The sequence below is a fragment of the Pyrinomonas methylaliphatogenes genome, assembly GCF_000820845.2.
Taxonomy (GTDB): Bacteria; Acidobacteriota; Blastocatellia; order Pyrinomonadales; family Pyrinomonadaceae; genus Pyrinomonas; species Pyrinomonas methylaliphatogenes.
Map to the genome: position 1 here is coordinate 74,162 of NZ_CBXV010000005.1, position 12,476 is coordinate 86,637.

Genomic DNA, 12,476 nt, shown 5'->3' on the forward strand with positions numbered 1-12,476 from the left:
GGAGGCGCAATGTCGGCGATCAAGGTGATTTTGAGTCAGGAAGGTTACCTTGTGATCTTGGTGCGCGAAGAAGCCGGCGTGGACCGTGCGACTGACACAAGGGCGTGCGGACGGCGCTTCTTCACACACGCATGCTCAACCGAGGTGGCGCGACAGCAAAAGGTGCGAGAGTTCGAATGTTTAGCGAACCCGCCTGCCGGATTCCTGGCCTTTGACTTTCGATCTGATCTTTTCCAGTTCCTCAACTAACGGCGCGTCGATGACAGTGGCAAATTGTTGCAACCAGTTTTCAATGTAGCTGAAATCCACGTCGCCTCTCTTCCTTAAGATACGCTCGACGTCTTCGAGGTCGCGTTCGCGGCCAGCGATGATCTTATGGATGATGAGGTCTTCCGCTGACGCGAAACGAACGATCGTATTTCCTACTTGCGCTCGGACTGCGCGTTCGATCGCCTGTTGCTTATATGGAGAGAAAGAGAAGATCAGATCGACCCGCAAGCCGCTTGCGCTATCTTGGCAAGGCAACACCATAGTTGCGCCACGAACTCTTGCGGATCTACGAGTGGATGGAGGTTCGCGAGTTCAACAGCAGTTAGGACTCTAGCCAGATCATCGACGTTGGCGGCTAAGGTGATGTCGATATCCTTAGTCAACCTAGGTTCGCCATAGAACAACACCGCTTGTCCGCCGATGATCATGTAGGAGATACCGACTGCTTCAAGGGCGCGCGCGATGCGCTCAAGGGGTTCCAACTGAATTGATTGCACGGGCGTAACGGATATCAAGTTCGATGTCTTCAAGCGGGTGCTTTAGCGGTAGCGCTCCAAGAGAGCGCGCCTCTTCGAGCAACAGGAGAAAAACGCGCAAGTTCTCTAGGTAATTTACCGGTGTTCGGTCGAGCCCTTCTTCGAACTCTTTTAGCAGTGGATTGTTTCTAGGGATCATCCTCGTTTTGGTCCATCGAAGCTTTGCTTCTGAGCAAATTCTCAGCGATTCTTCTCATTAGCGTTTTAGTAGGACATTTTGCACGAAAAGGCTGCGACTACGTTCTAAGTCAGAAAGTATTCAGGGAGCGATTATAAGACAACGGAGCTGAGGGAGCAATAAACCCATCACCTTTGTTGCAGCAGTTTTTGATCGAGCGGGTTTGCGAGCACAACAGAGCTGAGGGAGCGATAAACCCATTACCTTGGCAACGGCGATGAAACTTCTGCGCGCCAATCGCGTGTGGCGAATGTGGAAGAGGGCGGGGCGATCAGTCTGAGGTCACTGTCAGCGTCAGCCGCGCGCTTCAATTCGCTTTCGCTATTGGCCTCTATAGCGCCCTTCGTGGCGGCGGTTCGTCCACGGCTCCAAAGCTGGGGCGCGATGAACTGCGGGATCGCCGACCTTTATCTCGACGATCCGCAGATCGCCCGGGGGGATGCGGAGACGGATCTCATCGGTTCGATGGTCGATCTCAAGCGGGGCGTTTTCGGTCCACTCGTTGGCGGTTGCGATCTTTTGCCTTTTCAACTTGATCGTCACTGCGACTTCCGCTCGACGATCGACCTGGGCTAATCCTTGTTGCGGTTTGAAGACGCCGTTGTTGTTAATGAGCGTGATGACGAAGCCTCGCTCCGTGCGGTTGATCGCCCTTTCCACCTCGCCGTTTATTTCAACGGGCGTCGCTTCGGCAAGTAGATGGATCAGCAGATGTGCCGCTACGGTCGTCAACCTCTCATCCTCGCCGAGTAGATCAGGGATCGCGCAGAAGATGACGCGCCCGCGCCCCAAGCGGTGACTGGTGACCAAAGGATCGCCGCTCGGAGTGCGCATCAGCGTTTGCGCGCCGCGCAACTCGACGAGTTGGTAGCGGAAAGGTTGACCGCTCAGGTCTGGACTTTCAGCTTCCGGCAGCAAACATTCCGCGCGATCGGTTTCGCGCATCTCTCGACGAAGGCGCAGGCCGAGCAGTTCGGGCGATAAGCCAGCGGCCTGCGCCGCGTTAAGAACGAGCGTGCCGCCGCTTTCGACGTATGATGTCAGTCTCCGTTCCCATTCGGGCGTCCACGCGATGCGACCGCCGACGATCAGGGCGCGGTAGGCATCGAGCGCTTCGCCCCCCTCGGCCGAGGCGACGAGCACGTCGAAGATGTCGCCGAAGATCGAGTTGACGAAAGCTTGCCGATCGCCCGTCGCCGGTTCGCCTTCAACTGCCGGGGCGGGATAGTAGGCTGCGGTCAGCAACTCGCGTAGCGCGCGGTCGCTCCGATTGATCGGCGAGACGCCGAACGGAAGGTGCGGGTAATCGGTCATATCCCAACCGTGCGCTGGATCGAGCAGAAAGGCGACCGGAGTATACGGGATGCCTCGCTCGGGATGCTTTTCGACGAAGCGGACGAACTCATCGGTGATCCTGCCGAGCGGGTTCAGTTGAAAGGGATGATCGCCCGGTCCGGGTTTGAAGAATTGATCGAAACCCTGTTCGAAGTAGATGGCCGAGACGCCGGCCATGTAGTAGTAGTAGAGGCTTTTGCGATACCAAGAGAGAGAGGGCCCCATCGTTGGGCCGTAGCGCGTGTGGTAGAAATAATCTGGCCCGGCGAAGTTCTGTTGTTTGGTGAAGGTGGTCGCCGTATCGCCGAAGTTGGGAGCATGGTAGTAGAGGATCGCCGCGCCGTATTGCCTGGCGGCGCCGCGCGTGAAGCCGAGACGAAGGGCGAAGATCGGTTGCACCGCTGCTGTCTCCAGTCCGATGATGCGGCATCCCCAGCGCCCGAGCGCGTGCGCGTAAGCGGTGCTCGAAGTGGATTGTGCGACGATCAGTTTATCCCACATCGGTCCGGTCGGCGTGTGAAAGAGCGCGCTCCATTTTCGCTCGAGCGCTCGCGTGTAGGCTCGATGATAGGCTTCGAGCAGATCGCGACGCGGCGCGGTCGGTGAGAGCCGCAGTTCTTGCGCTACTTCGCCCCACACGTGCCCGATGCTCTCGCCTGAGATCCAACCCAAAAACTGGTCGCGCAACTCGCCCGTTAACAATCGCCAAGCGGATCGCCCCTCTTCATCGGACATCTGCGCCGTGCCGTAGTTGATGAGGACGGCGAAGGGAGCGCGCGTCTCGCGCAAGTAACGAAGAAACGGACTCCCTTCGCGCAAGAGTTGTGGCAGTTCGTTGATATAGATGACCGGGGCGATGAGCGGTGATGAGAAGATCGGCACATCGCGTTTGCCTTTGTACTTTGCGATGAACTCTTCTATGGGCTCGGCGTTGAACGGGTAGAGCGGGCGGTCGGCTGGCGGGCGGTCGTAAAGCTTCCAGAATTCCGGCGCGATGTTCCACGGGAGCAGAAAGTCCCTTCCGGCCAGTTTCGGCCTCTGCCAGGAGCGAGGAACAGGTGCGCGCGGATCGCTTTCAAGTAGCGGGGCAACCGGCGTGCGCTTTTCGCTCCACTCGCGCAGTAGGCGAAGGGCGGGGAATTCGGGCTTTCGTCGCCCTTCCGGTCTGAAATTCAGATCGTTCGTGATCAGCAGGCAATCGACTTGACGGCGCGCCTCGGCGCGCTTTTCGATCTCAAGGTAAAGCGTGGCAGGCCCTTTCACCAGATCGCATTCGGCGCCATCCCAGACGAAGGCCCACCCCCAGTACATGCTCACCTCATCATGTGGGTCGAGCAGGTCCCGCGCGCCGAATTCGTGTCGAAAGATCTCGCGTCCGCGTTGCACAAGTCGCACGCTGAAGTTCTCCGTTCTCTTGGCCCAGTCGGCGTAGCGCACCCAAACGCGATATCTGCCGCTGCGCGGTATCTCTATCTCCTGAAAGAGCGCGGCGCGCGTCTCATCGGCGCTCGCGGCGACCGAGTTCCATTCGCTTTCGCCTCCTTGCGACCACTCAGCCGAGACGCCAGGCCCACTAATCCCCCAACCGGGCGCGCGCTCGCGCGGCGGATCGATCCACGAAGGGTTCAAGATGGGCTCATTTCGCGCGTCGCGCGATAGCCCCTGCATATTTTCGGCTTCATACCAGAGAAAGATGGGCGGCGCAGCTCGTTGCGCTGTTTGCGCTAAAGCCGCGCCGCTCAAGAGGAGGAGGAGAGTAGCTCTCAGAGGCAACTGAAAGGTGAGATTCGGGGTCACCTTCGAATCAGATCCTTATCCCGGCGCGCGTCGCTCACGCCGAGCCATCACACGATCCCGCGTTGAAGCTTAACCGATCTCTTCCAAACATTCGGCCAAAGGGCGCAAGCGGCACGTGTACATCGGCGTATCGCGTAGCGTGTACATGCTCGCTTTGGTTTCGCGCAACTCCTGTACGAGATCGAGGAAATCGGCTGGCTCGTCGGTTTCGAAGGCGACGACGAACTCCTGATCGTCGAGCCCGAAAGAATAGGTCGTGTTCAATTTAACGGACGGATATTTCGATCCGACGCGGATATGTTCATCCATCATCTCCTGCCGCTCATCGAACGGGAGCGCGTACCAACTGCGGGTTTTGATGAACGGGTAGACGAAAAGGTATTTGGCTTTGCCGGGGATGATATGGAGGCGATCCTCGACATGCTCCGGGTTCTCTTTGTCCATGTAGATCGAGCGTTTGGTCATGGACAGGAAGGATTGTGTGATCTCCAGATAACGCCCGAGGACGGTGCGGTTGAGCCGTGCGGTCATCTCCTGGAACGGATCGAGTTCGTAACCGATCCTCCAGATCATGAAATCGGCATTCGTTCGTAGACCGACCAGAGAGTAGGTTTGAATAATAAGCGGTCCGCGGAATTCGTCCACGACGTGGACGAATTCCCGTTTGGCTTCCTCTTTGATCTTTTCATCCAGCAGGCGCCATTCCGGGCGGACATGGTAGAAGGTGAAGTTGACGAACTGACGGCGAGTCGAAGGTCGTCTTTCTTCGGAAACGCGCAAGCGCGCCTCTTCGACCGGACTTTGGGTCATCACATCAGCGCTCATTTTTCTGCCACCTCACGCGGATGATTGCTTTCTTCTGACGCGGCGTACCGCATCGATATTCGAAAAGATTATCTCACAAGCTTCGGCGAGGAGAAAAACGCGGCAGCCGATGCGCGCTCTTCGCGATCCGGCGCTTGTTCATCGCGCTTCGATTTGGCTATACTGCATAGGCTGAAATGGAAAGGGGCACGATGAACGGTGGGGCGGCTCGCGGGAGATGGGCGAGAATCTCAATTGCCACAAGCATCTTGGGCGTCCTTGTTTTCTCCGCTTGTCAGAGTTCTCCAAATCGAGAGGTCGCAGCCGGGAGCGATGAACTGGCCAAAGCGCGCGCCATCTTCCAACGCGAATGCGCTACCTGTCACGGGGCGAAGGGGGAGGGTACGGCGATGACGCAGTTCGTCGCTAACGTGAACCTGAAATCGGCGCAAGCGCGAGCTTTGAGTGACGAACAGTTGCGTCAGCAGATAATCAACGGCAAGGGGGCGATGCCGCCTTTCGCCGGAAGATTAACGCCGGACCAGATAGATGCGTTGGTCCGCTACATAAGGCAAGAGATTCAAGGGCAGTCGAACAGATGAGCGCCTCTATTCGAAGTCGGTCGAAGGTTTCGGTGCACCCGTAGCTCAGCTGGATAGAGCGTTTGACTTCGAATCAAAAGGTCGCAGGTTCGAGTCCTGCCGGGTGCACCAGCTTAAAATCTACGGGTAGCCCGCAGGCTACCCGTTCTTTATCCCATCAATCATCCAGGGCCGATAAAGAGGAAGAGCTCGGAGAGAGCGGTTCGATCGATGGTTTGAGAGGTATTCGGCGTTTCGTTCGCGATTGACGCGGGGCGCGCGGTCGTCGTTATGTTCCGCATCGGCATCGGTTGCGATACGCATCGTTTGGTTGAAGGGCGTCCGCTCATCATCGGCGGCGTTTCGATCCTTTCCGCGTTTGGCGCTGAGGGCCATTCGGATGCCGATGTGCTCACACACGCCATAATCGACGCGATTCTTGGCGCGTTGGCCGAAGGCGATATCGGAACGCATTTCCCTGACCACGATCCGCAATGGCGGAATGCCGATAGTTTGCAACTCCTCGCGCGCGTCATGTGGTTGGTCAAAGAACGCGGCTACGCCGTAGAGAACGTCGACGCGGTCATCATGCTGGAGCGGCCCAAACTGCGTCCGTATGTTGCAGCGATGCGCGAGAAGCTCGCCGCTATCCTCGGAGTCAGTGCCGAGCGCGTGAGCGTCAAGGCGAAGACTGGCGAAGGGATGGATGCGGTCGGTGAAGGACGCGCGATCTCAGCTCAAGCGGTTGTCCTGCTGATGCGAAACGCTTGACCGTTATTCGGTTTCAGAGCGAATTCTCGGTCGCTTCGATCTTCTGTTCGGCGGTTAGCGGTCTCAGGAGTGAGCAATAATTCTCGTCGCGATGGCGTTGAGACCTTTCCGAATTCGAGATAAGCGGAATTAGGGATCGCTCTCGCGCGATGCATGCGTCGCGCGAGCGGTGAGGCCATTCAGAATTGGAGATCGAGAGGAGAGCGAGGATCGTTTTAACGTCCCGCTGGGGGATTCGAGCCTCTGACTGACTCGATCGCCGGAATGGGGGCGAGATTTCGTTTCTCGATTTGGCGTAAGCGCGCGAGGCGTTGTATAAATCGGCGCGGAGTTCGGTCCGATAAGAGGCTTGCCTGTTCAGCTTGGGTGTCGGTCATCTGCGGGGAAGTGACAATTTGATGAGACCACAGGATGTCATTCGCCACAAACGCGATGGCGGTGAACTCACGCGCGATGAGATAGCCTATTTTGTGCGCGGTGTGACGAGCGGCGAGTGGGCCGATTATCAAGCCTCGGCGCTTTTGATGGCCATCTTCTGGCGAGGCATGAGCGAGGCTGAACGGCTCGCGCTCACCGAAGAGATGCTCCATTCGGGCCGGACGCTCGACCTTTCGGAGATCCCGAAGCCGAAAGTGGATAAGCATTCGACCGGCGGCGTCGGCGATAAAACGTCGCTTGTGATCGCGCCGCTCGCCGCCGCGCTGGGTCTCTGCGTGCCGATGATCTCGGGGCGCGGGTTGGGGCATACGGGCGGCACGCTCGATAAGCTCGAATCGATTCCCGGCTATCGCGTGCGTCTTTCGCTCGACGAATTCCGCGATGTGCTCAAGCGGGTCGGCATGGCGATGATCGGGCAGACGGAAGAGATCGCGCCAGCCGACCGCAAACTCTATGCGTTGCGCGACGTGACGGCGACGGTCGAATCTATCCCCTTGATCGCCGCTTCGATCATGTCGAAGAAGTTGGCCGAAGGATTAAACGGCCTTGTGCTCGATGTGAAAGTAGGAAGCGGCGCTTTCATGAAGCGTCCCAAAGAGGCGCGCGCGCTCGCCGAAGCGTTGGTCGGGATCGGACGTGGCGCCGGCGTGCGCACGGTCGCGCTGTTGACCGATATGGACCAGCCTTTGGGCAATGCCGTTGGCAACGCGCTTGAAGTCATCGAGTGCCTTGAGACTTTGCGCGGGCGCGGTCCGAAGGATCTGACATCGCTTTGCATCGAACTGACGGCGCGGATGCTCGTCGTCGGCGGATTGAGCGATACGGTCGAAGCGGCGCGGTCGCTTGTCCGCGCTTGTTTGCAGAGCGGAGCTGGGGTGGAAAAGTTCCGTCAGTCGATCGAAGCGCAAGGCGGCGATCCGGCGATCGTTGATGATTACGATCGTCTTCCGCGCGCGGCGCGGATCGAAGAGCTTTTGAGCGAAGAAGGGGGGTATGTCACAAAGCTCGATGCCGAGCGCGTCGGCGTGGCGAGCATGATGCTCGGTGCCGGGCGGGTGCGGGTCGAGGATCAGATAGATCCGGCTGTTGGGATCGTGCTCAACAAGAAGATCGGCGATCGCGTGGATCGCGGTGAGGTGTTAGCGCGCATCTACTACAACGATCCGGCGCGATTGGAGGAAGCGCGCGCGACTTTGCGTGAAGCTTTCCGGTTGGCGTCGGAGAGGCCGCGCCGCGCTCCGCTTATCAAAGAGGCTTTCGAGTGAACGCGAGAATCGCTCCGATCAGCGATGTTGAAATCGATCGGGCACGCCTTGCGTGAGGATGACTGTTCCCCGAACTTGATCGGAAAGGCACAGGCGGGAGTATGTGCGCCGCGGATCGAAATTGCGTGAGGATGATTGTTCCCCGAACTTGATCGGAAAGGTCTTGAAGATGAAAAGGGTGTTCGTCAATCTGCTCCTGTTTTTCGCGCTCCTTGGTCTCACGCCCGTTTACGCACAAACGACAAACAAAATCAACGCCATCGCTTTCGCCGACGACGAGCATGGTTTGATGGTCGGGGCAAACGGCCTCATCCGCCGGACGGAGGATGGCGGAAAGAGTTGGACCGATCTGGCTGGACCGATCCAAGCGGACTGGACCGGCGTCGCCTTGAACGGCCCGTTCGGTCTGATCATCGGGCGGTCGGCGGACGGGCGCGCGCGCATCTTGTTGTCAGATGATGGCGGGCGCACATGGCGCGAAGTGGAGGCGGGCGCGAGCGCCGACGGGCGTTTGTATGCGGTCGCGTTCGCCGGGCGAGAGCGCGCTTTCATCGTCGGCGAGACGAGCGATGGTCGCGGTCTGGTCATCCGTTCCGACGATGGCGGCAAAAACTGGCAGCGTAAACAGACCTCGGCGGCCCATACCTTGCGCGGGGTTTGGTTTGTCGATCGAGACAATGGTTGGGTAGTCGGCGACGGCGGGCAACTTCTGCATACGCGCGATGGCGGAGAGACTTGGCAGCTTGAGGGCGCGCGCGATGACACGACGAATCACATCGCCGCCTTCGCGCTTGATGCCGAGCGCGCGTGGGTCGTCGGCGCAAACGGCGACGTGCATCGCACGGCGGATGGCGGGGCGAGTTGGGAGCGAAGGCGGGCGGATGGCGCGAAAGATCTCATCGCCGTCCGTTTCCTCGATGCAAATCGCGGCTATGCGCTCGCGGACGATGGCGCGTTGTGGCGCACGAGCGATGGCGGCGGGCGATGGGAGAAGGCGAACGTGGTTTGGCCGGTCGCCGCGGTCGCTATAAGCGGCGGCCATCTTGTGATCGCGAACGCTCAAGGGCAAACATCGGCGTTCGAAGCCAGTGGTCCAGCCGCGGCGACCGCCACGCCCGCGAAGACCATTCACGAGGTCTTGCGCGAGAATCCGCCGCCGCTCAGCACGCGACTCATCGGTTTACTGGGGATCATCACCTTGCTTGCCATCCTGTTCCTGCTATCGAACGATCGGCGCGCGATCCGTCCGCGCGTGATCTTCTGGGGATTTTCGCTGCAGATCGTTTTTGCGCTTTTGATCTTGCGGACGCGGATCGGGTTCGCCCTCTTCGATCGGATCGGAAAAGGCGTGTCGAAGTTGTTGGCCTTCTCCGACGAAGGCGCCAGATTCGTCTTCGGGCGGTTGGCCGATCCGAGCTACATCGAGGCGCTCAGCCGCAACATGCCTGACGCCGCCGCGTTCGTCAACCGCTATGGTATCGTCTTCGCTTTCAAAATCCTGCCGACGATCATCTTCGTCGCTTCGCTCTTCGCCATCCTCTACTATCTTGGCATCATGCAGCGTGTGGTCTATGCGATGGCGGTCGTGATGGCGCGCACGATGCGGACGAGCGGCGCTGAATCCCTTTCGACGGCTGCCAACGTCTTCATGGGACAGACGGAAGCCCCGCTCGTCGTCGCGCCATACGTCAAGTCAATGACGATGTCGGAGCTGATGACCGTGATGACGAGCGGGATGGCGCACATCTCCGGCGGCGTGATGGCGGCTTACATCGGATTGGGGATCGATCCCGTCTTCTTGTTGACGGCCAGCGTGATGACGGCGCCGGCGAGCATGATGGTGGCAAAGATCATGTATCCGGAGAAGGAGAAGCCGGAGACTCTGGGCGTCGTGCGCATGAACATGGAACGCACCGACGTGAACGTGATCGACGCGGCGGCGCGCGGCGCGAGCGATGGGATGCGGTTAGCGATCAACGTCGCCGCGATGCTCATCGCCTTTATCGCGTTGATCGCCCTGATCAACGCGCTGCTCGGTTGGATCGGTTCGGTGACCGGAATCAATAACGCTTTGGGACGCCCGTTCAATCTCGAGTTCATCCTCGGAGCGATCTTCGCGCCGCTCACCTTCTTAATGGGCGTCCCTTGGCGCGATGCGATGGCGGTGGGCGATCTGCTGGGGACGAAACTCGTGCTGAACGAGTTCGTCGCCTATTTGAAGCTGTCGCCTTTGGGCGGCAACGTGCAGGGGATGTTGCAACCGCGCTCGATCCTGATCGCGACCTATGCGCTCTGCGGTTTTGCGAACTTCTCCTCGATCGGCATTCAAATCGGCGGGATCGGCAGCCTCGCGCCGAATCGCCGATCGGATCTGGCGCGCTTAGGCTTTCGCGCGCTCATCGGCGGTTTCATCGCCACCTGTTTGACGGCGACGCTGGCCGGCATCTTGATCTAATCTTTCCCGGTGAGGTTACGATATTCTTGGGATCTTTCGAGTTCGGACTTTCGCACGAAGGGGGATGAAAGATGAACGGCTCAGGTATGACGGCACCGATCGGCGGTCTCTATGAAAGAGTGGAACACGCTGCCAGAACGATCCGCGCACGCAGTCAAACGGAACCGCGCGTCGCGTTAGTCTTAGGGAGCGGATTGGGCGGTTTCGCCGATGGATTGGCTGAGGCGACCGTCATCTCCTATGACGAAATCCCCGGCTTTGCCCGTTCGACGGTCGAAGGCCATGCGGGCAGACTTGTGCTCGGCGAGGTCGAAGAGACTCCGGTGGCTGTGATGCAGGGGCGATTCCATTACTACGAAGGTTACTCGTTCGAGGAAGTGACTTTTCCGATTCGCGTCCTCGCCATGCTTGGTGCGCGCGCGCTCGTGCTGACTAACGCTGCCGGTGGAATCAACAACGCTTTCTCGCAAGGCTCGCTGATGGTCATCACCGACCATATCAACATGATGGGGGCCAACCCTTTGCGCGGGCCCAACGACGATCGCTTCGGTCCGCGTTTCCCGGACATGACGGAAGTCTACGATGCCGATTTTCGGCGCATCGTGGCGGAAGAGGCGCGCGCCCTCGGCATCGAACTGAGACACGGCGTTTACGCGGCGATGGCCGGGCCGAGTTATGAGACCCCGGCTGAGATACGCATGTTGCGCATTCTGGGCGCGGATGCCGTCGGCATGAGCACCGTCCCCGAGGCGATCGTGGCGCGGCACATGGGGATGCGCGTGCTCGGCATCTCGTGTATCACGAACATGGCGGCAGGAATCCTCAATCAACCGATCAATCACGAAGAGGTGATGGAGACGGGCGAGCGCGTGCGCGAGCAGTTCACGCAACTCCTGCGGCGCGTTATCCCGCGTCTGGTCGTTTGAGATGGGCGAAAAGTTATGCGTACGGTGATCGGCATCTGCGGCGGCACGGGGTCGGGCAAGACGACCGTCGCCCGCGCCATTTTGCGTTCGGTCGGCGCAACGGAGGTGGCCTTTCTGCAACAGGACTCCTACTACAAGAACCTATCCGACATGCCGCTCGATTTCCGTCATCGAGCCAATTTCGATCATCCCGATGCGATCGATAACGACCTGTTGCTCGAACACGTGCGCGCGCTCAAAATGGGCCGCGCCGTCGATCTGCCGGTTTACGATTTCAAGACGCATACGCGGCTTGCGGAGACGGTGCGCGCCGAACCGAAACCGATCATCATCGTCGAAGGCATCCTCGTCTTCGCCGACGCGCGACTTTTGGCCGAGATGGATGTGAAGATCTTCGTCGATACGCCGGACGACATACGCTTCATCCGCCGTTTGCAGCGCGACGTGGCCGAACGCGGGCGGACCGTCGAATCGGTCATCGAACAGTACATGACGACGGTGCGTCCGATGCACTTGCAATTCGTCGAACCTTCCAAACGCTACGCCGACATCATCATCCCCGAGGGCGGGCACAATCTGGTCGGGATAGATCTGATCAGCAGCCGATTGCGCGAGCTGTTGGCCAGTGTGAGCGGCAAGGATTAGCGGAGTCGGCCTAAGGGGCGCCCGACCTTTTTGGTGAGATGAGGATTGAGGAGGTGAGCTTGAGTCTCAATGAGGCGAAAGATTTGATCGAAGCCGCGCGCCGCGCGCGGGAGAACGCCTTCGCGCCCTACTCGAATTTCCGCGTCGGCGCTGCCGTCGAAACGATCGATGGGCGCGTGTTCGCTGGTTGCAACGTCGAGAACGCGACCTACGGGCTGACGGTCTGCGCCGAGCGCGTGGCGATCTGGAAGGCGATCTCGGAAGGGGCGCGCGGATTCCGCCGTCTCGTCGTCATCGCCGATACGGAAGAGTTAACTCCGCCGTGTGGTCCGTGCCGGCAGATCATCTGGGAGTTCTGCGGCGATATCGAGATCATCATGACCAATCTTGGCGGCAAAGTCGAAACGGTTCGGGCGGGCGATCTGCTCCCGCGCGCTTTCGATCGAAGGTTCCTGACGATCTGAGGATCGAGAAC

12 protein-coding genes, 1 tRNA gene and 1 pseudogene are annotated in these 12,476 nt (G+C 59.3%); 9 read left to right on the plus strand and 5 right to left on the minus strand.

Annotated features, from left to right (window positions below; genetic code table 11):
* Nucleotides 1-180: 180 nt before the first annotated feature.
* The 5 genes from PYK22_RS18315 to PYK22_RS07485 form a co-directional block, all read right to left on the minus strand.
* Complete coding sequence (locus PYK22_RS18315) at nt 181-531, minus strand: nucleotidyltransferase (protein ID WP_162199816.1); 351 nt, start codon at nt 529-531, stop codon at nt 181-183.
* Nucleotides 483-800 carry a hypothetical protein gene (locus PYK22_RS07470; protein ID WP_157770741.1) on the minus strand — a complete coding sequence of 106 codons (318 nt, stop codon included), beginning with the start codon at nt 798-800 and terminating at the stop codon, nt 483-485. The genes PYK22_RS18315 and PYK22_RS07470 overlap by 49 nt, the downstream gene beginning before the upstream one ends.
* Nucleotides 739-945 (minus strand): hypothetical protein, encoded by a 207-nt coding sequence (locus tag PYK22_RS18320; protein WP_041975836.1) that lies wholly within the window; start codon nt 943-945, stop codon nt 739-741. The genes PYK22_RS07470 and PYK22_RS18320 overlap by 62 nt, the downstream gene beginning before the upstream one ends.
* Before the next feature lie 360 nt (nt 946-1,305).
* Nucleotides 1,306-4,116 (minus strand): hypothetical protein, encoded by a 2,811-nt coding sequence (locus PYK22_RS07480; RefSeq protein WP_041975838.1) that lies wholly within the window; start codon nt 4,114-4,116, stop codon nt 1,306-1,308.
* Between the two features lie 69 nt (nt 4,117-4,185).
* Entirely contained in the window at nt 4,186-4,941 is a 756-nt protein-coding gene (locus PYK22_RS07485; protein ID WP_211197638.1) for a chlorite dismutase family protein, read from the minus strand.
* A 191-nt stretch (nt 4,942-5,132) separates the two neighbouring features.
* On the opposite strand from PYK22_RS07485, the gene PYK22_RS07490 reads away from it, so the two are divergent.
* From PYK22_RS07490 to cdd, 9 genes and pseudogenes are all read left to right on the plus strand, one after another.
* On the plus strand, nt 5,133-5,522 hold the full coding sequence (locus tag PYK22_RS07490; protein ID WP_235789157.1) for a c-type cytochrome: 390 nt from the start codon (nt 5,133-5,135) through the stop codon (nt 5,520-5,522).
* A 34-nt stretch (nt 5,523-5,556) separates the two neighbouring features.
* Nucleotides 5,557-5,633: transfer RNA gene (locus PYK22_RS07495), tRNA-Arg, on the plus strand.
* Between the two features lie 159 nt (nt 5,634-5,792).
* Nucleotides 5,793-6,272 carry a 2-C-methyl-D-erythritol 2,4-cyclodiphosphate synthase gene (gene ispF / locus PYK22_RS07500; RefSeq protein ID WP_041975842.1) on the plus strand — a complete coding sequence of 160 codons (480 nt, stop codon included), beginning with the start codon at nt 5,793-5,795 and terminating at the stop codon, nt 6,270-6,272.
* A gap of 398 nt (nt 6,273-6,670) precedes the next feature.
* Nucleotides 6,671-7,975, plus strand: a complete 1,305-nt coding sequence (locus tag PYK22_RS07505; protein WP_041975844.1) for a thymidine phosphorylase — start codon at nt 6,671-6,673, stop codon at nt 7,973-7,975.
* Between the two features lie 169 nt (nt 7,976-8,144).
* A pseudogene (locus tag PYK22_RS18325) lies at nt 8,145-8,969 on the plus strand (WD40/YVTN/BNR-like repeat-containing protein); the annotation flags it as partial.
* A 180-nt stretch (nt 8,970-9,149) separates the two neighbouring features.
* Complete coding sequence (locus PYK22_RS18330) at nt 9,150-10,430, plus strand: NupC/NupG family nucleoside CNT transporter (RefSeq protein WP_041976059.1); 1,281 nt, start codon at nt 9,150-9,152, stop codon at nt 10,428-10,430.
* 71 nt (nt 10,431-10,501) lie between these two features.
* Nucleotides 10,502-11,356, plus strand: coding sequence for a purine-nucleoside phosphorylase (locus PYK22_RS07515; RefSeq protein WP_211197639.1), 855 nt, complete (start codon nt 10,502-10,504; stop codon nt 11,354-11,356).
* 15 nt (nt 11,357-11,371) lie between these two features.
* Nucleotides 11,372-12,001: a uridine kinase gene (udk, locus tag PYK22_RS07520; RefSeq protein WP_041975847.1), complete on the plus strand. Its 630-nt coding sequence runs from the start codon at nt 11,372-11,374 to the stop codon at nt 11,999-12,001.
* A 38-nt stretch (nt 12,002-12,039) separates the two neighbouring features.
* Nucleotides 12,040-12,465, plus strand: a complete 426-nt coding sequence (gene cdd, locus PYK22_RS07525) for a cytidine deaminase (RefSeq protein ID WP_041975849.1) — start codon at nt 12,040-12,042, stop codon at nt 12,463-12,465.
* Nucleotides 12,466-12,476: the final 11 nt, after the last annotated feature.